General features: G+C 56.0%; 21 protein-coding genes. 3 read left to right on the top strand and 18 right to left on the bottom strand.

Annotation, left to right across the window (positions count from 1 at the left end; translation table 11 throughout):
* The first annotated feature begins 18 nt into the window (after nt 1–18).
* Nucleotides 19–1,125: a porin gene (locus ACMWLG_RS01010; protein WP_023311011.1), complete on the top strand. Its 1,107-nt coding sequence runs from the start codon at nt 19–21 to the stop codon at nt 1,123–1,125.
* 184 nt (nt 1,126–1,309) lie between these two features.
* Nucleotides 1,310–2,500 carry an aspartate transaminase gene (gene aspC, locus ACMWLG_RS01005; RefSeq protein ID WP_045404142.1) on the top strand — a complete coding sequence of 397 codons (1,191 nt, stop codon included), beginning with the start codon at nt 1,310–1,312 and terminating at the stop codon, nt 2,498–2,500.
* Between the two features lie 48 nt (nt 2,501–2,548).
* On the opposite strand, the gene ACMWLG_RS01000 is transcribed toward aspC, so the two are convergent.
* The 7 genes from ACMWLG_RS01000 to cmoM all read right to left on the bottom strand — a co-directional run bounded on the left by ACMWLG_RS01000 (nt 2,549) and on the right by cmoM (nt 13,186).
* The gene (locus ACMWLG_RS01000) at nt 2,549–3,196 is read right to left on the bottom strand and encodes an MBL fold metallo-hydrolase (protein ID WP_045404141.1); all 648 of its coding nucleotides are present in this window, start codon (nt 3,194–3,196) and stop codon (nt 2,549–2,551) included.
* A 20-nt stretch (nt 3,197–3,216) separates the two neighbouring features.
* The gene (locus ACMWLG_RS00995) at nt 3,217–3,768 is read right to left on the bottom strand and encodes a YcbK family protein (RefSeq protein WP_023311008.1); all 552 of its coding nucleotides are present in this window, start codon (nt 3,766–3,768) and stop codon (nt 3,217–3,219) included.
* Nucleotides 3,769–3,942: 174 nt separating this feature from the next.
* Entirely contained in the window at nt 3,943–5,766 is a 1,824-nt protein-coding gene (gene ldtD, locus ACMWLG_RS00990) for a L,D-transpeptidase (RefSeq protein WP_045404140.1), read from the bottom strand.
* A 178-nt stretch (nt 5,767–5,944) separates the two neighbouring features.
* A complete protein-coding gene (gene mukB / locus ACMWLG_RS00985; RefSeq protein ID WP_045404138.1) occupies nt 5,945–10,396 on the bottom strand; it encodes a chromosome partition protein MukB in 4,452 nt (1,483 codons plus the stop codon).
* A complete protein-coding gene (gene mukE, locus ACMWLG_RS00980) occupies nt 10,396–11,100 on the bottom strand; it encodes a chromosome partition protein MukE (RefSeq protein WP_008499954.1) in 705 nt (234 codons plus the stop codon). Before mukE ends, mukB begins: the two co-directional genes overlap by 1 nt.
* Nucleotides 11,081–12,403, bottom strand: a complete 1,323-nt coding sequence (mukF, locus tag ACMWLG_RS00975; RefSeq protein ID WP_045404137.1) for a chromosome partition protein MukF — start codon at nt 12,401–12,403, stop codon at nt 11,081–11,083. The genes mukE and mukF overlap by 20 nt, the downstream gene beginning before the upstream one ends.
* Nucleotides 12,404–12,406: 3 nt before the next feature.
* Nucleotides 12,407–13,186, bottom strand: coding sequence for a tRNA uridine 5-oxyacetic acid(34) methyltransferase CmoM (gene cmoM, locus ACMWLG_RS00970; protein ID WP_023311004.1), 780 nt, complete (start codon nt 13,184–13,186; stop codon nt 12,407–12,409).
* Nucleotides 13,187–13,310: 124 nt separating this feature from the next.
* On the opposite strand from cmoM, the gene elyC reads away from it, so the two are divergent.
* Nucleotides 13,311–14,090, top strand: coding sequence for an envelope biogenesis factor ElyC (elyC, locus tag ACMWLG_RS00965; protein ID WP_032658191.1), 780 nt, complete (start codon nt 13,311–13,313; stop codon nt 14,088–14,090).
* Here the strand turns inward: elyC and ACMWLG_RS00960 are convergent.
* The 11 genes from ACMWLG_RS00960 to aroA all read right to left on the bottom strand — a co-directional run bounded on the left by ACMWLG_RS00960 (nt 14,067) and on the right by aroA (nt 26,982).
* The gene (locus ACMWLG_RS00960) at nt 14,067–14,960 is read right to left on the bottom strand and encodes a YcbJ family phosphotransferase (RefSeq protein WP_023311002.1); all 894 of its coding nucleotides are present in this window, start codon (nt 14,958–14,960) and stop codon (nt 14,067–14,069) included. The two genes, elyC and ACMWLG_RS00960, sit on opposite strands and share 24 nt — an antisense overlap.
* Before the next feature lie 142 nt (nt 14,961–15,102).
* Nucleotides 15,103–15,849: a 3-deoxy-manno-octulosonate cytidylyltransferase gene (kdsB, locus tag ACMWLG_RS00955; protein WP_045404136.1), complete on the bottom strand. Its 747-nt coding sequence runs from the start codon at nt 15,847–15,849 to the stop codon at nt 15,103–15,105.
* Nucleotides 15,846–16,028: a protein YcaR gene (gene ycaR / locus ACMWLG_RS00950; protein ID WP_006174474.1), complete on the bottom strand. Its 183-nt coding sequence runs from the start codon at nt 16,026–16,028 to the stop codon at nt 15,846–15,848. Before ycaR ends, kdsB begins: the two co-directional genes overlap by 4 nt.
* A 45-nt stretch (nt 16,029–16,073) precedes the next feature.
* Complete coding sequence (locus ACMWLG_RS00945) at nt 16,074–17,303, bottom strand: winged helix-turn-helix domain-containing protein (protein WP_414762936.1); 1,230 nt, start codon at nt 17,301–17,303, stop codon at nt 16,074–16,076.
* Nucleotides 17,304–17,347: 44 nt separating this feature from the next.
* Nucleotides 17,348–18,325, bottom strand: a complete 978-nt coding sequence (lpxK, locus tag ACMWLG_RS00940) for a tetraacyldisaccharide 4'-kinase (protein ID WP_045404133.1) — start codon at nt 18,323–18,325, stop codon at nt 17,348–17,350.
* Nucleotides 18,322–20,070: a lipid A ABC transporter ATP-binding protein/permease MsbA gene (msbA, locus tag ACMWLG_RS00935; RefSeq protein WP_023310998.1), complete on the bottom strand. Its 1,749-nt coding sequence runs from the start codon at nt 20,068–20,070 to the stop codon at nt 18,322–18,324. Before msbA ends, lpxK begins: the two co-directional genes overlap by 4 nt.
* A 36-nt stretch (nt 20,071–20,106) precedes the next feature.
* Nucleotides 20,107–22,371 (bottom strand): ComEC family protein, encoded by a 2,265-nt coding sequence (locus tag ACMWLG_RS00930; RefSeq protein WP_045404132.1) that lies wholly within the window; start codon nt 22,369–22,371, stop codon nt 20,107–20,109.
* A 215-nt stretch (nt 22,372–22,586) separates the two neighbouring features.
* Nucleotides 22,587–22,874: an integration host factor subunit beta gene (ihfB, locus tag ACMWLG_RS00925; protein WP_008499965.1), complete on the bottom strand. Its 288-nt coding sequence runs from the start codon at nt 22,872–22,874 to the stop codon at nt 22,587–22,589.
* A gap of 170 nt (nt 22,875–23,044) precedes the next feature.
* On the bottom strand, nt 23,045–24,718 hold the full coding sequence (rpsA, locus tag ACMWLG_RS00920; protein ID WP_008499966.1) for a 30S ribosomal protein S1: 1,674 nt from the start codon (nt 24,716–24,718) through the stop codon (nt 23,045–23,047).
* A gap of 111 nt (nt 24,719–24,829) precedes the next feature.
* Nucleotides 24,830–25,513, bottom strand: a complete 684-nt coding sequence (gene cmk / locus ACMWLG_RS00915; protein ID WP_013097305.1) for a (d)CMP kinase — start codon at nt 25,511–25,513, stop codon at nt 24,830–24,832.
* A 185-nt stretch (nt 25,514–25,698) separates the two neighbouring features.
* Entirely contained in the window at nt 25,699–26,982 is a 1,284-nt protein-coding gene (aroA, locus tag ACMWLG_RS00910; protein ID WP_045404130.1) for a 3-phosphoshikimate 1-carboxyvinyltransferase, read from the bottom strand.
* Between the last annotated feature and the right edge of the window lie 11 nt (nt 26,983–26,993).

The following is a 26,993-nucleotide window of genomic DNA, read 5'->3' as shown; positions in this document are numbered from 1 at the left end:
CAATGAGGGTAATAAATAATGATGAAGCGCAATATTCTGGCAGTGGTAATCCCTGCCCTGCTGGTAGCCGGTGCAGCTAACGCTGCAGAAATCTATAACAAGAACGGCAACAAGCTGGACTTCTACGGTAAAGTTAACGCCGAGCACGATTTCGTGACTTCCGGTGATAACACCAACAATAACGACGCTACCTACGCGCAGATCGGTTTCAAAGGCGAAACTCAGATCAACGACCAGCTGACCGGTTACGGCCAGTGGGAATACCGTTTCCTGGCCAACCAGGCTGAAAATGGTGCTCAGACTAACAAAAACCGTCTGGCATTCGCTGGCCTGAAAGCGGGCGATGCTGGCAGCATCGACTATGGTCGTAACTACGGTATCGTTTACGACGTAGAATCATACACCGATATGGCGCCGTCCTTCTCTGGTATGACCTGGGGCGGTAACTATGTTGATAACTTTATGACCAGCCGCAGTACCGGTCTGCTGACCTACCGTAACAGCAACTTCTTCGGTCTGGTTGACGGTCTGAGCCTCGGCGTTCAGTACCAGGGCAAAAACGACCGTGCTGACGTTAAAACCTCTAACGGTGACGGCGTAGGCTACTCCCTGGGCTACGATTTCGGCGAAGGCTTCGGTGCAATCGCATCTTACAGCAACGCTAACCGTACTCTGAACCAGAAAGCTGATGGGGAAGGTGATAAAGCTGAAGCATGGGGTGTTGGTCTGAAATACGACGCTAACAACATCTACCTGGCAACCACCTATGCAGAAACCCGTAACACCACTCGTACCGGTTCTAACGGTGACGCTGGCTTCGCTAACAAAACGCAGAACTTCGAAGTGGTTGCTCAGTACCAGTTCGACTTCGGCCTGCGCCCAGCAATCTCCTACGTGCAGACCAAAGGTAAAGACCTGGCTGCGGTCAACGGCTTCAGCGGTGGCGATGCAGACCTGGCTAAATTCATCCAGGTTGGTACCACTTACTACTTCAACAAGAACTTCAACGTGTGGGCTGACTACTATATCAACCTGCTGGACAAAGACTCCGACTACGCGAAAGCTGTTGGCGGTCTGAACGGCAACGACGATATGGCTGCTGTGGGCGTAACCTACCAGTTCTAATCAGAACACCACTTTGTTATATGCTTAATGAACAGGGCTTCGGCCCTGTTTTTTTATGCCAGACAGAAAATAATGGCGACTTTTGAAAAGCCGCACGCTTTTCGTCGCAAACGGTTGGCATTTTGTAAATCTACCGTTAACCTGATAGCGGATTTCACTTCTGTAATCACAATGGAACTTCGTCATGTTTGAGAACATTACCGCCGCTCCTGCCGACCCTATTCTGGGCCTGGCCGATCTGTTTCGTGCCGACGACCGCCCTGGCAAAATCAACCTGGGTATTGGTGTATATAAAGATGAAACCGGCAAAACTCCGGTACTGACCAGCGTTAAGAAAGCTGAGCAGTATCTGCTGGAAAACGAAACCACCAAAAACTACCTCGGTATTGATGGTATCCCTGAATTTGGTCGCTGCACCCAGGAGCTGCTGTTCGGTAAAGGCAGCGCAATTGTGAGTGACAAACGTGCCCGTACGGCACAGACCCCGGGCGGTACCGGTGCGCTGCGCGTGGCGGCGGATTTCCTTGCGAAAAACACCTCTGTTAAGCGCGTATGGGTGAGCAACCCAAGCTGGCCGAACCACAAGAGCGTGTTTAACTCTGCGGGTCTGGAAGTGCGTGAATATGCTTACTACGACGCGGCAAACCACTCTCTTGACTTTGACGGCCTGCTGGCGAGCCTGAGCGAAGCGCAGGCAGGTGACGTGGTGCTGTTCCACGGCTGCTGCCACAACCCAACCGGTATCGATCCGACGCTTGAGCAGTGGCAACACCTGGCGAAGCTGTCCGTTGAAAAAGGCTGGCTACCGCTGTTTGACTTTGCCTACCAGGGCTTCGCCCGTGGTCTGGAAGAAGATGCCGAAGGCCTGCGCGCGTTCGCAGCCGTGCATCAGGAGCTGATTGTCGCAAGCTCGTACTCCAAGAACTTCGGTCTGTACAATGAGCGTGTGGGTGCCTGTACGCTGGTTGCCGCTAACGAAGAGACCGTCGATCGCGCGTTCAGCCAGATGAAATCGGTTATCCGCGCTAACTACTCTAACCCACCGGCACACGGTGCGTCTGTTGTTGCCACTATCCTGAGCAACGATGCGCTGCGCGCTATCTGGGAACAAGAGCTGAACGATATGCGCCAGCGCATTCAGCGCATGCGCCTGCTGTTTGTGAATACCCTGGCTGAGAAAGGCGCGGACCGCGACTTCAGCTTTATCATCAAACAGAACGGCATGTTCTCGTTCAGCGGCCTGACCAAAGAGCAGGTTCTGCGTCTGCGTGAAGAGTTTGCCGTGTACGCCGTGGCCTCTGGCCGCGTGAACGTTGCTGGTATGACGCCTGACAACATGGCGCCACTGTGCGAAGCGATTGTCGCCGTACTGTAATTTGCGCCCATAAAAAAGCCTGCGTTATGCAGGCTTTTTTTATTCTGGTTACCAGACAGGCATCTCATCCTGAAGGAACGGATTATGGAGCCGTTCATAGCCCAGCGTCGACATCGGACCGTGTCCTGGAATAAACGTAACGTCATCACCCAGCTGCAATAACTTTTGTTTAATCGACTGGATCAGCTGCCCATGATCGCCGCGGGGAAAATCGCTGCGTCCTACGCCACCTTTGAAGATCACATCGCCGGAAATCAGCAGACGAGACTGGTCATCAAAGAAGACGATATGGCCTGGCGTATGCCCAGGACAATGCAACACCTGTAAAGTCACATTCCCTACGTTAACGCGCTCTCCTTCGTTCAGCCAGCGATCGGGCGTCAGGGGCTGACACTCATCAAGGCCAAACATGCGGCTTTGGGCGGGTAACCCCTGCAGCCAGAACTCATCTTCTTTTTCCGGGCCGATCACCGGCACACCATAGTGTTCAGCCAGTTCAGCCGCAGCACCTACATGGTCAAGATGACCATGAGTGAGCAAAATCTGCATCAGCGTGACGCCGCTTGCTGCGACTTCCTGCTTGATTTTCTCAGCGTCACCGCCGGGATCGACAAGCGCGGCCAGTTTAGTCTGTTCGCACCAGATCAATGAACAATTCTGGGAGAACGCGGTAACCGGAATAATACGATAGTTCATACTGCTCCTGTGTTTCGTTATTACCAGTGCCGAACCGGACCGGTATCAATATGCACAAAGTTGCTGCTGGGGTAATATCCTACACCACCTGCGCGCATAGATAACGCGGCTTTGCGAATATTGGCTAACGAAACGCCTTCAATATGGAAATCCATTGCCTGTCCCTTCGTGTGATAGCTTTTTTTGGCTACCCCGCGACTGTGGGCGCGCAGTTCATTATTGGTATCAATCGAGCGATAGCCAGAAATGAGCTGCACCGGCCTGCTGGTGCCCAGCAGGCCCTGAAGGCGGAAAAGCTGATCAAACAGTCCTGGATCGATGGCTTTTATTTTATTCGCGCGGAAATCACGGAAAAAATGGTTAAGTCTTGCTAATTCATCCTGAATATAGCCTCTGCCATCGAAGAATTCCGCTTTTAGCGACTCACCGGTATGGAGATTGTTGAGCGTTAAAACTCGCGGACGAGGTGTCGAGAGGGTGGCAAATGCTGGCGTCGGCAAGATGGCCGCTGCGCCAAGCGCAACACCACCTAACGCCAGCAGTTTGCGGCGATTAGCGTCAAATTTGTCCATGATAATCAGGTCTACAGGTAAAAGAAATCGTAATATGCTTAGCGCACGAAGGGCACCTTAACTGGCAAAACCGGGTACGTCAAGGCGCCCAACCCCAGTGAATACGCGGCTTGCAGCGATATAGCCCCCTATTCACCCTAACTTACGACAATCATTTTTCCCGAACTGCTTCATTTACCTGATTAATTGTTCCGCTTTTGGCAAAATTTGTGCGCCGGATCGCGCGGTGAGATCATAATTGTAAATATCTGTACGGTACTGAGTACGCCCGTCTTCGCCCACAAACGCAGTCAGATAGTAAAGATTGACCGGAATATTGTGCCGAATATTCACGTAACGCGTATCCCCCTGCTTCAGGGCATCCGAAATGCGCGTATCGTTCCAGCCCGCATCCTGCAGCAGCATATTGGCCAGCTCCGAGGCTTTGTTCACGCGCACGCAGCCAGAACTCAGCGCGCGCGTATCTTTCTGGAACAGATTGTGGTTCGGCGTATCGTGCAGATAGATAGCGTCAGAACTCGGCATGTTGAATTTGTAACGCCCTAAAGAGTTATGCGCCCCCGGTGCCTGCTGGAAACGGAACGGCAGGTTTGACGCCGTGATTGTCGACCAGTCGACCATATAAGGATCGATAGCCTCTTTACTGTTCCATCCACGCATCACCGTATAGCCATGACGTTCCAGATAACCCGGATCGTTCCAGACCTTCGGCAGAATGTCTTTTCGCGCCAGGGTCGGCGGCACGTTCCACGGCGGGTTAACCACCACGTTATTCAGCGCGCTGCTCATCATCGGTGTTTTACGATCCGGACGCCCGACAATCACGCGCGACGCCAGTTTTTCGCTACCATCCTGATAATAGACCAGGGAATACGCCGGGATGTTTACCATAATCCCGGTAGAGAGCGTTCCCGGCAGCAGGCGCAAACGCTGGATATTGAGCGCCAGCACCCCTGCCCGCTGCGCAGGCGATACGTTCAGCCAGTCGCGCGTCGTCTGGCCAATGACGCCATCGGCCCCCAGCCCCTGAGCCGCCTGGAATTGTTTAACGGCCGCTACCAGCTCGCGATCGTAAGCCGCGGGTTTGTTGCTCAGAACAACGGCTTTCTTCTCTTTTACTGGCGCTGATGGGCTGACGGCGACGTTTTGTGGATCGTCACCCGGAAGTGCAATCTTTGGCCCGCCGTCAAGAAGACCGGAACGCGTCAGGATCTCGCGCAGGGCAGGAACATCGCTGCTCCACTGCCCTGGACGCAGCGTCGCGGTACCGCGCATTTGCGGCCATGGACGCGTGTCCCCCACCAGCGCGAGGAGCGACTGGTGCAGAGTGGCATAGTGTGGATGCGCCGGTGCCAGGCTGGCAATAAAGCGCGGCAGTTCGCCATTGTCCAGCGCGAGCTGCCACTGGTTAATCACCGACAGCGCCGGCGTCGCCAGCTTGTACGGCTTATCGCTGTATAGCCAGCGGTTGCCGTTGACCGGAATACCCGCCACGAACTGCAGGTAGCCCATCATGGCATCGGAAAGCACCACGTCACGCGCCTGCCCGGTGACGGCAGGATCGGTTAACAGCTCAACCCACTTTGTAAACTGCGGCTGAAACCCTGCAATCGCGACTTCCGCCAGCTGCTGCTGGAAGGCGCGCACGGCATCGCGGTTTTCCCACATCGGTTTCATATCGCGGGCGGCATAGAGGAGCGTGAGCTGATTGATATAGACAGGCGTGTAGCCTGATGGCAGCCCCGACTGCAGCTGCTGACTGAGCGATTCCGCGTCGATGCCTTCCGGCAGCGGTTTAATTCCGGCCATGATAGCCGTCGCCGGAGACTGCTCCAGCGGCTGGGACAACGACGTTGGCTGAGCGCCTGTCGTTGCCGAGCTGTCAGTCGGCACAATTTCAGGCTCGTCGGCCTGGGCGGTTAACAGCGGAGCAAACATCACTGCCAGGCATAAACTCAGCGCAGACAGCTGACGACCACATTCTTTCTTTAGCAACATCCCTTGCCCCCTGTTTTCACGACATGCCCATCACGCTGGGGCTTTCTTTCATTATAGGTAGACGGCTAAGCTGTTGCCTTACCTTATGTAAAGAAGTTTAAAGATAACGCAGCCCCAAGCACAAGTTAAGTTTAAAAAAAAAGCGGCGCCAGTGCGCCGCTTCGGGACAGAACATGCTTCAGGAAGCGTCCGCCGTGGTTTCCGGCAATGACTCCGGCGGCTGCGGCGCAAAGCCACGCAGACCGACAACGTGAACGTGTTCGCTGTTCTGGAACACCTTACGCACCAGTTTGTAGGTGGTGCCCTTCTCGGGGCTGATGTTCTCCGGCGCCGCGATAATGAGCTGCATATCGAGACGTTCGCAAAGCTCGAACAGCGTGGCAATTGAGCGGGCATCAAGTCGCGCCGCCTCATCCAGGAACAGCAGTCGGCATGGCGAGATATCTTTGCCGCGCAGGCGGCGCGCTTCATCTTCCCAGCTCTGTACCACCATCACCAGAATTGACATCCCGGTACCGATCGCTTCACCGGTAGAGAGCGCCCCGGATTCCGCACGCAGCCAGCCGTCTGAGCCACGGTTTACCTCAACTTCCATTTCCAGGTAGTTACGGTAGTCCAGCAGCTCTTCACCGATGGTTTGCGGCGTACGTTGCCCCATATCAATCTGCGGGTTCAGGCGCTGATACAGCTTCGCCAGCGCTTCGGAGAAGGTCAGACGGTTGCTGTTGAACAGATCCTGATGCTGCTCGTGCTGCTCTGAGAGCACTTCCAGCAGCATCGCGTGGGCCTCACGCACGTTGACGTTGAGGCGCACGCTGTTCACCTGGCCAAACGACACGCTCTGCAGACCCTGGTTCAGCTGGCGGATACGGTTCTGCTCGCGCTGAATAGTTTTACGAATGATGTTCGCCACGCTGCGGGAGCTGATCGCCAGCTTCTGCTCGCGGGAGGTCAACTCCTCCGTCAGGCGGCCCAGCTCGATTTCCATCTGTTCGATGGCTTCGACCGGATCGTCGGTACGGATAATGTCCTGACGAATACGCTCGCGCAGGTGCTGGTAAACCGCCACGAAGAACTGAATTTTACGTTCCGGACGTTTCGGATCCTCCGACATACGCAGCACGTCGCGCAGGTGTTCGTTATCCGCCACCGCCAGACGCAGCGCACCCAACGCCTTATCCGACATGGAACGCAGCTCATCGGCAGAGAGATACGCCAGCTCGCGACGGTGCAGGCGACGCTCAACGTTATTGTCTTTCACCATGCGCATCACCGCGCACCAGCCCGCCTTGGCGGTCACGACCTGCTCGCGCATTTCGTGATAGTCGCGTTCCAGCTTGCGCAGGCGACGGGTCAGGTTATCCATTTCGGCTTCGCAGAAGGTCAGCGCTTTTTCCAGCTGATTGCGACGCGCGCGGTTATTGCTGAGCTGAGAATGCAGCTCGTCACGACGAATACGCGCACGCTCTTCCGCCCCGCTGTCGGCACGAACGCCAATGTCCTGAAGCTCTTTCTGCAGATCGTTTAACAGCTCTTTCTTGGTATCGAAGGAGCTTTTCAGCGAGGCCAGCACCTGATTGTACTGGTTCAGCTGAGCGGAGTGGCTGCGCATCGCTTCGCGGGCGCGAGTACGTTCCGCCTCCGCCTGCTCAAGGCGCTGACGCAGTTTTTCGTTCAGATCGCTGTTACCGCTCAGCATTTCAGCCGAATCGGAGTAGCCAAAGTGCGCGCGACGCTGCACCACTTCCGTCAGAGCAAACGCCTGCTGACGCGCTTCGCGCTGCACCTGCTGCGACCAGGCATAATCTTCTTTTAACTGCTCGAACTGTTCCGGGTCGCTCTGCAGGACAGACACGACGGGCTCCAGCTTCGCCAGCTGATTGCCGTGCTGCTGAACGAAACGCGCGGCTTCCTGCGCTTCATCCAGACGCTCCTGGATCTCATCCACGCGGTCAGCCAGCGTGTCATCCGCCAGCAGATTCAGGCGCGGCAGAATGCGGTTAAGGGCAGCGACGCCCTCTTTCGCCTGTTCAAACTGAACGCGACTTTGCTGGTTATCACTTTCATGGCTTGCAATCGCACGTTCCAGCTCGCTACGGCGGGTGTTCAGCTTGCGGATTTCGGCTTCCGGATCTGCGTCAAACGCTACGGCGAGATGGCTGCCGATAAAGCGGCTGAACGACTGATGCAGACGCTGGGTTTTCTGCACGTCAAACGACAGGGTCGCAAAACGTTCAGACAGTGTTTCACGCTCGGCGTGCAGGCTCTCGATGCGGCTTTCGCGCGCGGCGCGGCCAAACAGCGGCAGCTCAGGGAAGCGGGAGTAACGCCACTGACGGTCGGCAATTTTCACCACCACCGCTTTTTCCAGCTCGTCGACGCTGAACACGCTGTCATCGAACGACTGCGGATCCCCTTCGATCAGGTAGAGATCTTCCGGGCAATCTTCCAGGCCGGCAAGCTGCTCAGAAATCAGCGACAGATCCGGGACCACAATCGCGTTGCGGGATGGACCGTACAGCGCGGAGAAGTACGGAGCATCGTCCAGGCCAACGTCGTCATAAATTTCGGACAGCAGCACGCCGCCAAAACGCTCGGCTAATGCATTCAGGCGCGGATCTTCTGACCCGCCCGGCTGGCTTAAGCGCTCAATTTCTTCATCGACGTCGCGCTTGCGGGCGCCCACTTCGTCACGCTCAACGATGGCTTCGCGCTCGCGCTCCAGCAGCTGCTGCAGGTATTCGGTCACTTCCTGGCTGGATTCGAACTGTTCGCCGCACTGCTCGCTGAGCTGGTTCAGGCTGCTCTGGGCCGCCAGCCAGACCGGCGCACGCTCCAGGAGCGTCTTCGAACGGGACTGAATCTGCTCCAGCTCCTGACGCAGGGTCATACGCTGTTCGCTGGCGTTTGATACGGTATCGGACAGGGCCGCAATACGCGCTTCCAGCTCCTGATGCAGGGCCTCAAGCTCGTCGAAATCGTAATTTTTTCCCTGACGCTTGCAGAATTCCGCCAGCAGACGCTCGGCTTCCTGCTGCTCGCGCAGGCGCTGCTCCAGCTCGTTCAGACGCATACGCAGCGGCTGAACCTGCTCGGCCAGATGGCGCTGGTTCACACCGTCGCGCAGCAGTTCACGGGCAACGTCCCAGGCTTCGTTACGCGCCAGCGGGCCGTTAATCGCGACTACCAGCTGATAAGCCTGTTCAAACTGGCTGTGCGCCGTTTGCGCGACGCTCATTTTCTGTTCGAGGGAGAGCAGTTTCTCGGTGGCTTCCTGCTCTTTGGCCTGGAAGGTATCCAGCCACTCGTCGGCGCTGTCCGGCGTCAGGTCAGGCAGATGGCACAGCTCTTTTGCACGCTGTAATGCCTGCAATGCCTGGGTGTACTGAATCGCTCGCGTCTGCTGCACGTCAAGCGCCTGCTGGTAATCGGCAAGCTGGCTTTTCAGCTCATCCACTTCCAGCTCGGCCGCTTCGGCGCGGGCTTCGTTCTCTTCCTGCATGTCGGCGGCTTCAGCCACCACTTCATTCTGCTCTTCGAGACGAATCTGCAGCTCATCGAGGTCCGCTTCATAGCGCTCGATTTTTTCCTGCTGACGCAGCGCGGTCTGCACCAGGTTCAGGTGATCGCTGGCAGCCTGATAATCGGCTTCCAGGTCGCCTTCAGCACCGTTGTGCTCGCCCAGTTCGCGCGCCATCTCGACGTGCTTATACTGTTCGGCCACCAGCTGTTTACGGGAGGTAAACAGCTCGCGGCGGTATTCTAATGCCTGATCGAGATGCACGCGGCGCTCGTTGGCGTGGCGCATGTAGTCCGCCGCCACGTAGTTGGTGGCTTCGCTGATCAGGTGTTTAAACAGGTCGCGGTCAGACTGGGTAACGCGAATAGCTTCCAGCGTCATGCGGTTTTCGCGCAGCGCCGCTTCCATATCCTGGAAGGCCTTACGCACGCCGCTGTTTTCCGGCAGCAGGTAGTCGCGCAGGGAGCGGGTAATCGCGCTGGAGATACCGCCGTACAGCGACGCTTCAATCAGGCGGTAGTATTTGCTACGGTCTGATGCCGTGCGCAGACGACGCGCCACCACGCCCAGATCGAACATCAGCGAGTGGTAGTCGGTAATCGAGTTGAACTGCTTGAACTGCACGCCTTCGATGGCCTCAAGCTTGTCTTTCAGCTCCTGCAGCGTCAACACGCGCGCCTGGCGTTCGTTCAGGGTTTCCGTGAGCAGCGCCGTCGGCTGCACGGAGGTTGGCAGCCCCTGGATTGCAAACGGTTTGATATCCACTTTACGGTCGCGACCGGCGACCTGCTGCAGGCGCACGCCCACCACCACACGCTGATGACGGGAGTTAATAACGTCCAGAACCGAATAACAGACGCCGGCCTTCAGCTTACCGTGCAGACCTTTATCACGTGAGCCGCTTGTGGCCCCCGCTTCGGTGGTGTTACGGAAGTGAAGCAGCGTCAGGTCAGGGATCAGCGCCGTAACAAAGGCCGCCATGGTGGTGGATTTACCCGCACCGTTACCGCCGGAGAGCGTCGTGACCAGCTCATCCAGATCGAACGTTCGGGCAAAGAAGCCGTTCCAGTTAATCAGCGTCAGTGAGCGAAATTTACCGCGTTCAATCATTACTCTTCCTCCCCGCTATCCGGCAGATTCTCTTCATGCTCGTCATTGAGCTGCAAATGGTTTTCAACCGGCATCGCTTCACCGTCGCGGATCATGCGAAGCTGCGCTTCACGCGCGTCATCGCCCGCACGCACGTCTGCGCCGAAACGGAAGACAGATTCCGTAATGCGGAATTTGCTGCTGTCGTGGCCCATAAACCAGACCATCCCCAGACGACGCAGACGGTTCAGGGAAGAGCGAACCTTTTCCTGTAATTTCTGACGGTCAAGATCCGACCCCGTGGAGCGGTTGTTCACCAGCTTGAGCAGCTTGCTCTCATCCGCCAGCGTCAACAGCTCGTCGTAAAGTTCCTGCTGGGTGAAGATCCCTTCATTCGCCAGACGTTCCGGGCTGAGGTAGAGGTAGCAGAGAATTTTACCGACCATCATATCCAGCTCGGAGAGCACGGAACGCGGGATCAGCGTCGTGGAGCGCGGGCGCAGGTAGAAAAACCCTTCCGGCGCGCGGATAAGCTCCACGTTGTAGCGCGCGTAAAACTCTTCCAGGTACTCCTGGAAGTCCATCAAAAAGGCGTGATTATCCAGCTCGTCTAAGCCAATGTGACGACCGGCACGCAGCTGGCTGTCCAGCGCCGGAAATAACGGATTCGCCAGCGCCTGTGCCAGCTTAACGGGCATCACTTGTTCAATATTTGTCAATGACATGCGCCTGTACCTTGGCTCCGTAATCGTTAATTGGCTGCCACTTCGGCGGCAGTCCGGTGAAATCTGCTTGCGCGACGCCCAGGCGCACCGCCTGGTCTACCACAATGCGGGCAATGTCGAAGTGGCGCGCGCGAGGATATTGCGCCAGATAGTCGCGCACTACGAGACCAAGATCCAGCGGCACTTGTCTGGTTTTGTAGACAGCGAGCTGTTCTTCGATCATCGCCGCAAGCTGCTCGCGAATTTCGTTAAATTCTTCGTATTCCAGATCCGGCGGCAGTTCACCGGTCACCTCTTCATCGCGCAGCGCCATCTCTTCGTCGCGCATATCCAGCAGACGATCGGCATTGGCGTAGGTCAGCGCCCACGGCGCATCGAAATAGGTCTGCACCGACTGACGCAGACGCTGAGCAAAGACGCGGTTTTTATCCATATCAATCGCGGTACGGATAAATTTATGCACGTGTCGGTCGTAGCCGATCCACAGATCGATTGACTGCTGGCCCCAGCTGATAATGCGGTCGAGTTTGCTCTGCAGATCGAAGACCAGACGATCGATAAAGTGCAGATCGTCGTGCGCCAGCGTCGCGTCCTGGATGCGCAGCAGATTCGCCTGCAGCTTGTCCCCTGCGGCTTCCAGCGTATCCTGGAGTTCGCGCAGCGTGCCGGAGGTTTCTGACAGCAGAAGTTCACAGCTGTAGATGGCCGCTCGCCAGTCTTTATTCAGCAGCTGGGCAATATCGTCTTTCACCTGCTGCTGCTGTTCGTCCATCAGACGCTGGGTCAGATCGATACTGTCGAAAATCTCGGCCACCGAATATTTCAGCGGCGCGTAGACGTTACGGTGCCAGTGGAATTCGTCACCGTTTTCATCCGCGGCATCGGCGGCACGCTTAAGCTCACCCGCCACGATCGAGAGCTGCATGGAAAGACGCAGCGTGGAAAATTCACGCTGGCGAATATAGTAATCGGTGATGCCGATGCCCAGCGGCGTCAGGCGATAGATGGCGTTTCCTTCCGCCTGTTCGCTGGTAAAGCGGTTCAGCAGACGTTGACGCACCATATCGTTGATCGCGTTGTTGGCACGCACGCTAATGGTTTCGCTGGTTTGCTCAAACGCATCACTGACATGGCGGAACGCATCCACCAGTTCACCCTCGCTCATTTCACCGTCCAGCCGTTCGCCGTTCAGCGTGGCAACCGCCAGCAGGAAAGAGAGTCTGTCTACCGGCAGCGAGATGGAGAAATCGTTTTTCCTGGCCCAGGCAACCAGTTCGGGGACTGTCTGGGAAAATTCACTCATAGGTTATCCTTGCATCTGCGGCTTGTGCGCGGTGACGTGAATATAGCGGCCAAGGCTGATAAAAGGCTCCTGACGGCAATACCGCGTTTCTAATTCTGTTAAGGTGTCAAAACAGTCACGCTGTTTGTGTTTTTCACGCAGATAATCATGAAACACCCTGACGCCCGTCTTCCCGACGATCTGCCAGCCAATCGCTTCCAGCCAGCCATAAACCTGCTGTGGATCGCGCGGATAGTCCGGGGAAAGCGTGCGCTTTTTCTTTTTGGGCATCCCGACCTGCACATAGTCGAAGTTGCCTGCAACCATGTTGTGCATCAGGAAGCCGTTAGCATTGTAGAACATCAGCGACAGCGTGCCGCCCGGGCGCAACATCGACCACAGGGTTTGTAACACGCTTTGCGGATCGGCAACCCACTCCAGCACCGCATGAAACAATATCAGATCAACCTGGGTTTCCAAATGCTGCGCGATGTCCTGAGCGGCGCATTGTATAAAATGCATGTTGTCGCTCACACCTTTCTCTTCTGCAGCACGCGTCGCGCGGGCGACCATTTCAGCAGAAAGATCGCAAAGCGTGACGTGATGACCGCGCTCGGCCATTTTTATCGCCGTCTGCCCTTCACCGCCACCGGCGTCCAGCACGCGCAACGTTTGCCCACCAAAGGTAGCCAGAATGGTGTCCAGATCCTGCCAGAGGATCGTCTGACGGAGCTGCCCTTTCGTGGTGCCATAAATGTTGCGCGAAAACTTTTCCGCGATGTCATCAAAATTGCGATCCCGCATTGGGAGAGTTCCACTCGCTAACTGCAAAACCGCTATTTTGTCACACCCGCGCGGAGAATGAACCTCTCTGGTGTAATATCACGGGTAATCACCTGCTATATGGTCAAAAAAGGAACCAAAAAGGATGCTTTTTACCCTTAAGAAATACATTGGAGGGATGATGCTTCCCCTTCCGCTGCTGCTCATCATCATCGCGCTGGGGCTGGCGCTGGTGTGGTTCAGTCGCTTTCAGAAGAGTGGCAAAACGCTTATTACGCTCGGCTGGTTTGTCCTGCTGCTGTTGAGCCTGCAGCCGGTCGCGGATGGTCTGTTACGCCCCATCGAAAATAAGTACCCAACATGGCAGGGAAATCAGAAAGTGGCGTATATCGTGGTGCTGGGCGGCGGATATACCTGGGATCCTGACTGGGCCCCCAGTTCAAACCTGATCAACAACAGCCTGCCACGGCTAAACGAAGGCATTCGCCTCTGGCTGGCAAATCCGGGATCAAAAATGATCTTCACCGGCGCGGCAGCCAAAACGAACCCGGTGAGTACGGCTGAGGCAGGTGCCAGAGTAGCGGAATCACTCGGCGTGCCGCGTTCCTCAATTATCACTCTCGACAGCCCAAAAGATACCGAAGAAGAGGCTGCCGCAGTGAAGCAGGCAATAGGCGATGTCCCGTTCTTACTGGTGACCTCCGCCTCACACCTGCCGCGCGCGATGATTTTCTTTGAGAAGCAAGGCCTGCACCCGCTTCCCGCACCGGCAAACCAGATGGCCATCGACGCGCCGCTCAACCCGTGGGAACGGGCGATCCCCTCCCCGGCCTGGCTGATGCATAGCGATCGCGTCGGTTATGAGACGCTCGGACGCCTCTGGCAGTGGCTGAAAGGATCGTCAGGCGAGCCAGGGCAAGAGTGATTTTGTTGCCAGATCGAAATTTGCGCGATTAAAACGTCCGGTATTCACCAGCTGCGCGACTTCGTCCCAGAGCAGGTAAAGCCAGCGCCGCCAGAGAAACGCCTCTGCAACGGGCGCGCGTTGAAGGTAGTGCCACAGTAAACCTTCCGCCGCCCCGCTGTCGCTGAGCCTGAACAGCTCGTATTCGCGCGGAGCCCAGAGCATGATACCCGGCCCCAACATCGCCAGAAGCTGATCGCTACGGGAGTCTTTGAGCATGCTGCGCAGGGTGAAATTACCGTGGATCAGCACGCAGTTGTCATTAAAACCGTCGAACAGCGCCGGTAAGCACTCGCGGGTGCGAAACAGAATACGTTTGTCCTGCATGGTTAAACCGGTATTGTTGAACTGGTTAAGCGTTCCCCACAGCACTTCCACCCGCTGGCGATACCACAGCGGCCACAGGTTTTCCTGAGTGCTGTCGACCGGACCGACAAGCCCGCGGCTATCCTGACGATGCCAGGCCAGCAGCGCCTCGACAATCTGGTCTTTTAACTGCTCCCAGCGTTCCGGCGTGCGCGCGGGCGCTTCAACGGGCACGCCGCGTAAACGCTCAATCAGCAGCACGTCCGGGCCGGGGTGTTCCTCGTGGGTCATCACGCCGTACACCGTCGGCATACGAACGGTTCCCTCACGCGCCAGCATCGACATTTTCCATGCCAGCTGCCTGGCAACGCCCGGCGAGGTGAAACTTCTGGCCATCAGCGGCATTGGGTTGCCCTGACTGTCATACAACGACCAAAGCGCGGTATCGGCCTTTTCACTCACGCATTCGACCCGGCTTAATTTCTCACCCAGCAGATGGCTAAGTTCGGCACGCAGCTGTTCCATATGAGATTACCCCCATTAAGACTACTGCTTTTATAATGAGCGTCCAGAAGGAAGATGTCACCCGGAAGAGAACAATTAGGGAAAAGAAAGGGGAATTAGCGAGGGAGAGGGCATCCCCCCGTCAGGAGGGATGCAGGCTATATCAGCGCAACTCGGCGCGAACGCGCTCAAGATCTTCCGGCGTATCAACGCCCGTTCCAGGCACTTCGCTGGCAACGGCAACGTGAATTTTTTCGCCATACCAGAGCACGCGAAGCTGCTCCAGCATTTCGATATGCTCCAGCGGACTCGGCGCCCAGGTAACATATCGACGAATAAAACCGGCCCGATAGCCGTAAATCCCAATATGACGCAGGAAAGTATCGCCGATGGTCTCTTTAGAGAGCGCAAAGCGATCGCGATCCCACGGAATGGTGGCGCGCGAGAAATAGAGCGCATAGCCTTCGGCATCCATGACCACCTTCACGGCATTCTGATTGAATGCCTCTTCGGCGTGGTGAATAGGCACCGCGAGCGTCGCCATACCAACCTGACGCTGAGCCAGGTTTTCTGCAACCTGACGGATAATCACCGCCGGGATCATTGGCTCGTCACCCTGCACGTTAACGATGACCGTATCATCACTGAAACCACATTTCTCAACCACTTCCGCCAGACGCTCGGTTCCGGACTGGTGATCGGCGCGGGTCATGCATACCTCACCGCCTGCTGCCTCAACCGCTCGGGCGACGTCAGGATGATCGGTAGCAACAATCACGCGATCGGCACCGGATTCACGCGCACGCTCAAGAACATGCACAATCATCGGCTTGCCGTTGATATCCACCAGCGGTTTACCAGGCAGACGCGTTGAGGCATAACGCGCAGGAATAATGACAACAAAACTCATGGTTTGCTCTCTTCTGCCACCAGGGAACGAGCTTCATTTTCCAGCAGTACCGGAATGCCGTCACGCAGCGGGAAAGCCAGGCTGTCCAGCTTGCAAATCAGCTCCTGTTTGTCCTGGCTGTAGTAGAGTTTGCCGTTGCATACCGGGCAGGCAATAATTTCAAGTAAACGGTGATCCATAGTTCCTCCGTATGGGTAATCGCTAAAGCTTAACACATTCCCTTTTCAGGGAGTGCCTGTTTCCCAGCCACTTCGACAGGATGTAAACAGCCCGTCGGGTAACCGGCCCAGCGTCACGTCGCGGGCGCCCTGCCAGCGCGCGAATTCGCTAATAGCGGACGTTAACCCTTTTTCCAGGTTCGCCGTCACCCTGACGCCCTCTTCCAGATAAAGCGCAATGATTTCAAGCGTGCCGGTCTTGCGGTACATTTTGGCGTCCATGCGCCCGACCAGTTGCCCCTTATGCAGCAGCGGGAGTACAAAGTAACCATACTGGCGCTTTGGCGCCGGGGTATAACATTCCAGCCGGTAGCTAAAGTCGAACAGCTGCTCGGCGCGTTTTCTGTCCCAGACGACCGGGTCGAATGGCGACAACACCGCACTGTGGGTTGCCTGAAGTTTCCCCTCCTGGGCCAGAGGCAGTAGCGGGAGGAGATCCGCATGCAGCCACATTTCGCCCAGCGTGTCCACCGTGACCGGGATGACGCGCTGTTCGCGTTGCCAGATGTCCAGCAGCTGTTTCAACGCGGGCTGGCGAAGGCGATAGTAATCTGCCAGCCATTGCGTGCGGAAAATCCCCAGGCTGCGGGCGCTGTTTTCAAGCATGATGGCCTCGGCCACCTCCTGGGTAAGCAGGTCACGCTCGTCGTCCCAGTGCGGCATCACGCGATGCGTCAGGTCGTACACGCGCTGAAAATTACGCCGCTCAATCACCATGACTTTGCCTGAGGTAAACAGCCCTTCGAGATGACGCTTATGCGGTTTCCACTCCCACCAGCCGCTGGTGCCTTTGCGCGGGTGTTCAAAATCGGCGGAGCGTACGGGACCGTTATCCTGAATATGCGCGATTAGCTGCTCAATTTCGGCCGCATGTTCCAGCATCCACGCCTGACGGTATTTCCAGCCCATCTTTTCCGGAGCAAGCATACGGTGGCGAACCAGGGCAAAATCGCTGCGGGGCAGGAAGCAGGCTTCGTGCGCCCAGTACTCCATTAACTCCCCCTTGCTGAGCGCCTCATCCAGCCACTGCGAAGGATAATTCCCCAGGCGGCTAAACAGCACCAGGTAAGGGCTTCGCGCCACGATGTTAATGGTGTCGATTTGAAGCAGCGACATGCGCTGGACGGTAGAGAGAATATCGGCAGGCTGCGCGCGGCGGCGGGGCTTTTTAAGCAGCCCCTGCGCGGCAAGGTGTAAATGACGTGCGGCTGAAAGCGAGAGTTGCGGTAAAGACATGCGTTATCCTGTCAGTCAAAGCGCCACCAGAACCGCGTAAGCGTTTATTTCACCAACGCAATCAGTTCCTTGAGCAAACGTTCCGGCTGCTCGCCGCTGAGTTCAGCGTCAACCGGCAGATACCACCAGTTTTCTTTCGCGAAGGCACGGCATTTCACCGCATCTTTTTCGGTCATGATCAGCGACTGCCCGGGTACGGTCAGGGCGTCTACCTGCCCTTCCACCAGCGCCTGGTGGTCGGCCAGCGGAACGCGTTTTTCCAGCCGGGCACCACACTGTTCCAGCGTCGCAAAGAAGCGCGGCGGATGGCCAATCCCCGCCATCGCCACCAGTGAAGGCAGCTCAGCAACCGACCGGCGCTCACCCGTCACCAGGTTGATCGCCAGGCCTGGCTGCAGGTACATCGGGATTTCACCCGCTTTTGCCTCACCACCGTTCACAATCAACGCATCAACGGACTTAAGGCGCGAAGCGCGTTCGCGCATGGGTCCGGCCGGCAGCCACCAGCCGTTACCGAAACGGCGAACCCCGTCGATCACCACAATTTCTTTATCACGCGCCAGGGCGTAGTGTTGCAGGCCATCGTCAGTGATAATGATTTGTACCGCATGTTCGGCAAGCAGTGCCTGAACGGCGTCGCTGCGCACCGGGGAGACCGCAACCGGCGCGCCGGTACGCTGGAAAATCAATACCGGCTCATCACCCGCTTCGGCAGTCGTGGTTTCCGCCGTCAGCAGCAGCGGATAACGCCCCGCTTTACCACCATATCCGCGCGATACCACCCCCGGGCGGATACCGCGTTTTTGCAATTGCTCCACCAGCCAGATCACCACCGGCGTTTTACCGTTGCCGCCCGCCGTAAGATTACCGACCACCACCACCGGAACCGGCGCGCGCCAGGCACGCTTCAGCCCCAGACGGTAAAGCAGACGGATAATGCCGCTCACCAGGCCGTATAGCCAGGAGAGCGGCAAAAGCAGCAGCCACAGCGGGGATTCACCGGACCAGATGCGTGCAATCATTCGCCAAACTGCATCTTATGAAGCTGGGCGTAAACGCCGCGGTGTTCCAGCAAATCAGCATGGCTTCCGCGTTCAACAATGATGCCGTCTTCAACCACGACGATTTCGTCAGCCTGCTCGATAGTCGACAGACGGTGCGCAATCACCAGCGAGGTACGGTTCTTTTGCAGCTCATCCAGCGCAGACTGAATAGCGCGTTCAGATTCCGTATCCAGTGCGGAGGTCGCTTCGTCCAGAATCAGAATTGGGCTATCGCGCAGCAGCGCACGCGCAATGGCGATACGCTGACGCTGACCGCCGGAGAGCAGCACCCCGTTCTCACCGATTATCGTATCCAGACCGTTATCCATCTTGTTGATAAAGTCCATTGCGTAGGCCATACGCGCAGCATTCTCAATCTGCTCGCGGCTGTATTCATCCGTGCGCGCATACGCAATGTTGTTTGCCACAGTATCGTTGAACAGGTGCACGTTCTGGGAGACCAGCGCCACCTGGTTACGCAGCGACTGCAGGGTATACTCCCGCAGATCATGACCGTCCAGGAGGATCTCACCTTCGTTAATATCGTAGAAACGGGTGATCAGGCTGGCAATAGTTGATTTACCCGAGCCGGAACGGCCCACCAGCGCCACGGTTTTACCCGCCGGAATGGACAGGTTGATATTACGCAGCGCCGGCGTTTCACGTCCAGGATAGGCGAAAGTGACATTGCGGAATTCAACGTCGCCACGGGCGCGCTCAATCTCGCGTGTACCTTCATCTTTTTCCTGTTCGGAATCCAGAATGCTGAACAGCGTCTGACAGGCGGCCATCCCGCGCTGGAACTGGGCGTTCACGTTCGTAAGGGATTTCAGCGGACGCATCAGGGCGATCATCGAGGAGAAGACCACGGTAATGGTACCCGCCGTCAGCGTCTCCATCACGCTTGGGAAGCTTGCTGCATACAGGACGAATGCCAGCGCCAGGGAGGCAATCAGCTGAATAATCGGGTCAGAAATGGAAGAGGCCGAGACCATTTTCATCCCCTGCAGACGCATTTTGTTGCTGACTTTATCAAAGCGTTTGGTTTCGACGTCCTGACCGCCAAAAATCAGAACTTCTTTATGCCCTTTCAGCATCTGTTCCGCGCTGGTCGTCACCTGCCCCATCGTGTTCTGCATATTCTTACTGATATTGCGGAAGCGCTTTGAGACGACGCGGATAGCAATAGAAACTATCGGCGCCAGAACGATAAGGATGATCGACAGCTGCCAGCTGTAATAGAACATCATCGCGAACAGGCCGATGATTGACGCGCCCTCACGCACAACGGTGATCAGCGCGCTTGAGGAAGAGGAGGCAACCTGCTCAGAATCGTAGGTAATACGGGACAGCAGCGTCCCGGTAGACTGCTTGTCAAAGAACGAAACCGGCATGCCCATCATGTGGCTGAACAGGCGACGGCGCATGGTCATCACCACTTTCCCTGATACCCAGGAAATACAGTAGCTTGAGATATAGCTGGTGATGCCGCGTAAGATCATCAGTCCGATAACCACCAGAGGCATCCATAGCAACACTGAGCGATCCGTTTTACCAAAACCGTCGTCCAGTAACGGTTTGAGGAGCGATAGCATAAAAGTATCGCTGGCTGCGTTGAGGATTAACGCTACACCCGCCACGATCAGGCCTGCTTTAAAGGGTGCAATCATCGGCCAGAGTCGGCGGAAGGTTTGCCACGTGGAGAGATCTTTGTCGTTATGCATTCAAAAAACCAGCATTCGTTGAAATAGCCGCATATTCTACCTGTTATCGACGGGCTCGCCAAACCACTGATGATACCAAACGGGTAAAAATTGCTCTCGCAAGCGCCGGATTTGCCAGTGATGTTGCGAGAATGTCACCGATATTTGTCCAGAATGAGGGGTATCGTGCCAGATGTACCCCTCTTTTCGATAGCGTCGGACAACTTTTGCCGACGGGAATCGCCATGCGTTATAGCGGGCCGCGGAATCCAGTGCGATCTGACCTTCCACCCGCTGTACCAGCGGCAATGACGACGAAGTATTGCTGCCATGATGGGGCACCTGTATAAGCGTGGACGTCAGATAACGCCAGTAATGGCTAAGCATAGCCTGTTCCGCTTGCGCTTCAATGTCCCCCGTTAGCAGAACGCTCTGCTCACCGTCGTCCACCTTTACCACGCAGGAATGGTTATTTCCCTGAGCCGGGTAATTTTCGGGGGGCCAGTGGACAGTGAAGGAGATTCCCTGCCATTTCCATCTCTGCCCGCGAAAACAGGGCCGATGTCCCGCCTGGCGCAACGGGCTTCTTACCCACGCGTCCGGCCACGCTTTTTGCAACGATGCGAGTCCTCCCGCATGGTCGAGGTGTTCATGACTGAGAATAACGCCTTCAGGACGCAGGTGATGCCAGCGAAGCCACGGGATAATCAACCGCTGCGCGCTATCCCCGCCCGGCCAGGCGAGCCCGGTATCATAGAGAATGGCTTTTCCCTGCCGTTCAATGACCATCGCCAGCCCCTGCCCTACATCCAGCATATGCAGCGTCCAGCTCTCGTTTTTTTCCGTTCTCCAGAGAGGAAATGTGAGTAAAACACTTCCTGCAAGACAAACGGCAGGAAGGGTTTTCCAGGCACGAAAGCGCCATCCGGTGATGATAAGCCAGGGCAGTAATGTCATGTACTGCCAGCGTTGGTCGACATTTTGCCAGCCGTCAGGCAGGCGCATGAGGAGCCAGAACAGCCCCGCAAGTGACTTATTGGCTGCGAACCAGACGACGCTTTCCGGTGCCGCCAGCGGCAGCAGATGAAGCAGCATGCCGAGCAGGATCAGCGGCACGGAGACAAACGTCACCAGGGGAATGGCAAAGAGATTCGCGACCAGGGAGGAGATGCTGAATCCATGGAAAATCAGAACCTGTAGCGGCATCAGCAGCATCAGCATACCGACCTGCAGATAGATCAGGTTCAGCAGCGGCCGTATACGTCGTACCCGGTGCCAGCCAGGAAGAGGCAGCCACTGAAACCAGAAAATCAGCGCGGCGACAGCAAATGCAGACAAAAGCAGACTCTGCGAGAGTATGGCTAAGGGATCGCTTATCAGGATCGCTGCGATACAGCCCCCCCATACCTGCCATGGAGACCATTGCCTGGCAGCGATCCGCAACATTGCAAGCACAGCAAGCGCGATGACCGTGCGTAGCGCAGGAGGTTGCAGACCGGTAAGCCAGGCGTAGAAAGCGGCAAAGCATAACCCGGCCAGGAGAGGCATTTGCCAGTGGATACGGTGGCTGGGTAATAAAAACTGTAGCCCACGTGCGAGTAACCAGGCGAGGGATGCCGCCAGCGCGATATGCAGTCCCGAAATCGCCATCAGATGCAGCGTCCCGGTTTCACGCATCAGGTCTTGTATTTCCCGGGGCACATCCAGACGTTCACCCATTCCCAGTCCGAGGATAACCGCCCCCCAGCGGTAAGCAGAAAGGCGGTTTTGCAGTGACATGAGATATTGCGATCGAAGGCTGCAGCGTCCATCGACGAGTTCCGCACGGATGAAGCGCCCGCTCAGCGTTTGGTGCCGGGCAAAAGCGCTGCGCTGGGAATCATAGCCGCCGTCGTTCAGTTCGCCATGAGCAGGCCTGAGCCTGAGCGTCATACTCCAGCGCTGGCCGGCACACGCTTTCTTTGGCAGATAATTTCCATACAGCGTTACACCTGTAGAGGCCCACCAGCGCTTGCCATCAACGCGGAGAATGTTTCCCTGATGCTGCGTTGCGCCATCTGTGGCGGTAATTGCTACCTCAGCCTGCACGGCCCCCGTCGTTAAATGCTGCATCGGCCAGACGCTCTCCTTCGCAGCCAGAATACCCCACACGCAAAATAACAGCGTGAGACCCGCATACTTCAGTCGTACGTTTCGCCGTGCGGCCAGCACGACCCCGCCAACAATCATTATCCACACGGTGTGGCGTGATGGCAGTTCAGGTAACCAGAGTAACGGGGCTATTGCCAGAATGACGCAGACGCTAAGCGCGGGAATTCCCATTGCTACCTCCCTGTTTCAGAGGGGCAGTATCTAATCAGGCAGAGCGAATTGTCAGATGGGAAAAGTACGTTTTACAGCGCGCGCTGTTCTGTTTTTATCGGTTTGCAGAAAACGAAACGGAAAAATGCGGGGCACCTTCAGAAGGAAAGCGACAGAGACAAAAAAAGCACCCGCAGGTGCTTTCTTTCGAACCCAGTTTAACCGGCTGGCTAAACTCAGTTGCCGTAAATATTGGCGCGATCGCGCAGTTCTTTACCCGGCTTAAAGTGTGGAACGTACTTGCCTTCCAGCTCGACTTTATCGCCAGTTTTCGGGTTACGCCCGGTACGTGGAGCACGATAGTGCAGAGAAAAACTACCGAAACCGCGGATTTCAATGCGCTCGCCCTGGGCAAGAGTGGAGGCCATATGCTCCAGCATCTCTTTTACGGCATCTTCCACTGCCTTGGCAGGGATATGCGGTTGCTGACTGGCAAGTCTTTCAATCAATTCTGACTTGGTCATGATTCCTCCGGTTCCTTTCAAACCAATTAGCTGAACAGCTCATTAAACAAGGGCGGCCGTAGCCGCCCTTTGTTATTGATTACAGGACGAATCCTGCAATCTGTCAAGTTTGCTCCTCATCCTTCACGCTGTAAATGCGTTACAGCGCAAATGATGCTGAGAACCTGATATTACTCGCCTTTAGCTGCTTTGAAAGCTTCAGCCATTGCGTTGTTAGAGAAGTTTGCATCTTCCTGTTTGTTAACAGTTGCGATTGCATCTTTCTCATCAGCTTCGTCTTTAGCACGAACAGACAGGCTGATTGCACGGTTCTTACGGTCAACACCGGTGAACTTAGCTTCAACGTCGTCGCCTACGTTCAGAACCAGAGTGGCATCTTCAACGCGGTCACGTGAAGCTTCAGAAGCGCGCAGGTAACCTTCAACGCCGTCAGCCAGCTCTACGGTTGCGCCTTTAGCGTCAACTGCAGTCACTTTACCGTTTACGATTGCGCCTTTCTTGTTCAGTGCAACCCAGTTGTTGAACGGATCTTCTGCGAGCTGTTTAACACCCAGGGAGATACGCTCACGCTCTGCGTCAACCTGCAGAACAACTGCAGCGATTTCGTCGCCTTTTTTGTATTCACGAACTGCTTCTTCGCCTGCAACGTTCCAGGAGATGTCAGACAGGTGAACCAGGCCATCGATGCCGCCGTCCAGGCCGATGAAGATACCGAAGTCAGTGATAGACTTGATTTTACCTTCAACACGGTCGCCCTTGTTGTGGGTTTCCGCGAATTGCTGCCATGGGTTGTTTTTGCACTGTTTCAGGCCTAGGGAGATACGACGACGTTCTTCGTCGATATCCAGAACCATCACTTCCACTACATCACCAACGTTAACAACTTTGGATGGGTGGATGTTTTTGTTGGTCCAGTCCATTTCGGAAACGTGCACCAGACCTTCAACGCCTTCTTCGATTTCAACGAAGCAGCCGTAGTCAGTCAGGTTGGTTACGCGACCAGTCAGTTTAGTACCTTCTGGGTAACGCTTAGCGATAGCTACCCATGGATCTTCGCCCAGCTGTTTCAGGCCGAGGGATACACGAGTACGCTCGCGGTCAAACTTCAGCACTTTAACAGTGATTTCGTCGCCCACGTTCACGATTTCGCTTGGGTGCTTAACGCGTTTCCACGCCATGTCGGTGATGTGCAGCAGGCCATCAACGCCGCCCAGGTCAACGAATGCGCCGTAGTCAGTGAGGTTCTTAACGATACCTTTGACTTCCATGCCTTCCTGCAGGTTTTCCAGCAGCTGATCGCGTTCTGCGCTGTTTTCGGATTCGATAACGGCACGACGGGAAACAACAACGTTGTTACGCTTCTGGTCCAGCTTGATTACTTTGAACTCAAGCTCTTTGCCTTCCAGGTGCAGAGTGTCACGAACTGGACGAACGTCTACCAGAGAACCTGGCAGGAACGCACGAATACCATTCAGCTCAACAGTGAAGCCACCTTTAACTTTGCCGTTGATAACACCGACCACAGTTTCAGCTTCTTCGTAAGCTTTTTCCAGCGTGATCCATGCTTCGTGACGTTTAGCTTTCTCACGAGAAAGCAGGGTTTCACCGAAGCCGTCTTCTACTGCGTCCAGAGCAACGTCAACTTCGTCACCAACCTGGATTTCCAGCTCGCCCTGGGCGTTTTTGAACTGCTCTGCCGGAATGGCGGACTCAGATTTCAGACCGGCGTCAACCAGTACTACGTCTTTGTCGATAGCAACAACAACACCGCGAACGATGGAACCCGGGCGGGTTTCGATTTCTTTTAAGGATTCTTCAAACAGTTGAGCAAAAGATTCAGTCATGTTTAATCTTCAGGTTAATATTAACGTCCACCTGGCTCCGTGCCGGATGGGGTTGTTTCACATACCCGCCGTCAATCCATTGCAGCGGGGGTACTGCTAAATCGGTCGCGATTACGCGAGTGCCAGTTTTTGGCGCGCATATTGTAGCGCTTTTTCAATCACTTGCTCAATAGTTAAACTGGTTGAATCCAGAACTAATGCATCTTCTGCAGGAACAAGTGGGGCGACGGCGCGGTTACGATCGCGGTCATCGCGCTCTTTTATCTCGGATAAAAGGCGATCAAAGTTAACACTAAACCCCTTTTCCTGCAACTGAAGCATGCGGCGTTGAGCACGTTCTTCCGAAGAGGCGTCAAGGAAAATTTTCACTGGCGCATCAGGGAATACCACCGTTCCCATATCGCGTCCGTCAGCGATCAGCCCCGGGGCTTCACGGAAAGCGCGCTGACGACGTAACAGCGCCTCACGAACGCGCGGGAACGCAGCGACCTGAGAGGCCGCATTAGCCACTTCCTGCGTACGGATTTCGCCGCTCACGTCTTCCCCTTCAAGGATGACTTCCAGGTTGCCATCGGTCGATACGAAACGCACATCCAGATGCGCAGCCAGCGGAACCAGCGCTTCTTCAGACGCGACATCCACATGGTGATGCAGCGCGGCCAGCGCCAGCACGCGATAGATTGCTCCCGAATCTAAAAGATGCCATTGCAATGCTTCCGCCATCGCTTTGCACAGAGTACCTTTCCCTGCGCCACTCGGCCCATCAATGGTGATTACCGGGGCAACTGCCGTCATCTTTTTCTCCTTAAATAAGGCATACCGTTTATATGAACGCCGCGCATTATACGCGCCAACGTGCGCAACTGTTACCTTTGCGTGCAAATTACGGAATGATTGAAGCAGAGTGTAGAAGAAATGAGCGGAGGTGTTCGTAATGAAGCGTAAGGAAATGCCGCATCGGGCGATGCGGCAATACGTTATCAGGCCAGCGTGCTAATGCGTGCCAGCTGTTCGAAGTAGTCCGGGAAGGTTTTCGCCGTACATTTCGGATCAAGAATAGTAACCGGCGTGTCTGACAACGCCACCAGCGAGAAGCACATCGCCATGCGGTGATCGTTGTAGGTGCCGATTTCCGCAAACTGCAGTTTTGCCGGAGGGGTCACGCGAATGTAGTCTTCGCCCTCTTCCACCTCGGCACCGACTTTTCGCAGCTCGGTCGCCATCGCGAACAGGCGGTCCGTCTCTTTTACGCGCCAGTTGTAGATGTTACGCAGCGTGGTAGTGCCTTTGGCAAACAGCGCCGCCGTGGCAATGGTCATCGCCGCATCCGGGATATGGTTCATGTCCATGTCGATGGCGTTCAGCTCACCGTGGGTACAGGAGATGAAGTCATCGCCCCAGGTGACAATGGCGCCCATTTTTTCCAGCACGTCCGCAATACGGATGTCGCCCTGCACGCTGTTACGGCCAATACCGGTCACTTTTACCGTGCCGCCTTTAATCGCACCCGCGGCAAGGAAGTAGGACGCGGATGACGCATCCCCTTCAACCAGGTAGTTGCCCGGAGACTGGTACTGCTGCGCCCCGCGCAACACGAAGCGCTGATAGGACTGGTTTTCCACCTCAACGCCGAAGGTTTTCATCAGGTGCAGCGTGATATCAATGTACGGTTTGGAGACCAGCTCACCTTTAATTGTGATAACCGTATCCAGCGGTGCCAGCGGCGCGGTCATCAGCAGTGCCGTCAGGAACTGGCTGGAGACGCTGCCGTCCACCTCGACGTGACCGCCGGTAAAACCGCCGCGCAGACGCAGTGGCGGATAGTTTTCCTGCTCAAGATACTCAACCTGCGCGCCGCCCTGACGCAAAGCATCCACAAGGTGACCAATCGGACGCTCTTTCATGCGCGGCTCGCCGGTCAGCACAATGTTGTTGCTACCCAGGCACAGGGCCGCCGCCAGCGGACGCATCGCGGTACCCGCGTTGCCCAAAAACAGCTCAAGCTCTTCGCCCGAGCGCAGCGCGTCGCCGTTGCCGGTCACTTCGCAGCGGGTACGATCGTCGGAGAGAGTGTAATGAACGCCCAACGCTTTCAGCGCATTGAGCATATGGCGCACGTCATCGCTGTCCAGCAGGTTTGTGAGGACGGTGGTGCCGTTTGCCAGAGCTGCCAGCAGCAGAGCGCGGTTCGAGACACTTTTTGAACCAGGCAGATTAATGGTGCCATCTACCCGCGCGATAGGTTGTAACGTCAGGGATTCCATGAAAACTAAAC

It is taken from the genome of Enterobacter sp. 01-M-02-SI-ECC (assembly GCF_047530595.1).
Lineage (GTDB): Bacteria > Pseudomonadota > Gammaproteobacteria > Enterobacterales > Enterobacteriaceae > Enterobacter > Enterobacter cloacae_M.
The sequence above is the reverse complement of the archived record's forward strand: the minus strand, read 5'-3'. Positions and strand labels throughout refer to the sequence as shown.

Bases quoted from the DNA above. Each gene is read 5' to 3' on its own strand.
- ACMWLG_RS01010 (WP_023311011.1), top strand. From the start codon at position 19: ATGATGAAGCGCAATATTCTGGCAGTGGTAATCCCTGCCCTGCTGGTA.
- aspC (WP_045404142.1), top strand. From the start codon at position 1,310: ATGTTTGAGAACATTACCGCCGCTCCTGCCGACCCTATTCTGGGCCTG.
- ACMWLG_RS01000 (WP_045404141.1), bottom strand. From the start codon at position 3,196: ATGAACTATCGTATTATTCCGGTTACCGCGTTCTCCCAGAATTGTTCA.
- ACMWLG_RS00995 (WP_023311008.1), bottom strand. From the start codon at position 3,768: ATGGACAAATTTGACGCTAATCGCCGCAAACTGCTGGCGTTAGGTGGT.
- ldtD (WP_045404140.1), bottom strand. From the start codon at position 5,766: ATGTTGCTAAAGAAAGAATGTGGTCGTCAGCTGTCTGCGCTGAGTTTA.
- mukB (WP_045404138.1), bottom strand. From the start codon at position 10,396: ATGATTGAACGCGGTAAATTTCGCTCACTGACGCTGATTAACTGGAAC.
- mukE (WP_008499954.1), bottom strand. From the start codon at position 11,100: ATGTCATTGACAAATATTGAACAAGTGATGCCCGTTAAGCTGGCACAG.
- mukF (WP_045404137.1), bottom strand. From the start codon at position 12,403: ATGAGTGAATTTTCCCAGACAGTCCCCGAACTGGTTGCCTGGGCCAGG.
- cmoM (WP_023311004.1), bottom strand. From the start codon at position 13,186: ATGCGGGATCGCAATTTTGATGACATCGCGGAAAAGTTTTCGCGCAAC.
- elyC (WP_032658191.1), top strand. From the start codon at position 13,311: ATGCTTTTTACCCTTAAGAAATACATTGGAGGGATGATGCTTCCCCTT.
- ACMWLG_RS00960 (WP_023311002.1), bottom strand. From the start codon at position 14,960: ATGGAACAGCTGCGTGCCGAACTTAGCCATCTGCTGGGTGAGAAATTA.
- kdsB (WP_045404136.1), bottom strand. From the start codon at position 15,849: ATGAGTTTTGTTGTCATTATTCCTGCGCGTTATGCCTCAACGCGTCTG.
- ycaR (WP_006174474.1), bottom strand. From the start codon at position 16,028: ATGGATCACCGTTTACTTGAAATTATTGCCTGCCCGGTATGCAACGGC.
- ACMWLG_RS00945 (WP_414762936.1), bottom strand. From the start codon at position 17,303: ATGTCTTTACCGCAACTCTCGCTTTCAGCCGCACGTCATTTACACCTT.
- lpxK (WP_045404133.1), bottom strand. From the start codon at position 18,325: ATGATTGCACGCATCTGGTCCGGTGAATCCCCGCTGTGGCTGCTGCTT.
- msbA (WP_023310998.1), bottom strand. From the start codon at position 20,070: ATGCATAACGACAAAGATCTCTCCACGTGGCAAACCTTCCGCCGACTC.
- ACMWLG_RS00930 (WP_045404132.1), bottom strand. From the start codon at position 22,371: ATGGGAATTCCCGCGCTTAGCGTCTGCGTCATTCTGGCAATAGCCCCG.
- ihfB (WP_008499965.1), bottom strand. From the start codon at position 22,874: ATGACCAAGTCAGAATTGATTGAAAGACTTGCCAGTCAGCAACCGCAT.
- rpsA (WP_008499966.1), bottom strand. From the start codon at position 24,718: ATGACTGAATCTTTTGCTCAACTGTTTGAAGAATCCTTAAAAGAAATC.
- cmk (WP_013097305.1), bottom strand. From the start codon at position 25,513: ATGACGGCAGTTGCCCCGGTAATCACCATTGATGGGCCGAGTGGCGCA.
- aroA (WP_045404130.1), bottom strand. From the start codon at position 26,982: ATGGAATCCCTGACGTTACAACCTATCGCGCGGGTAGATGGCACCATT.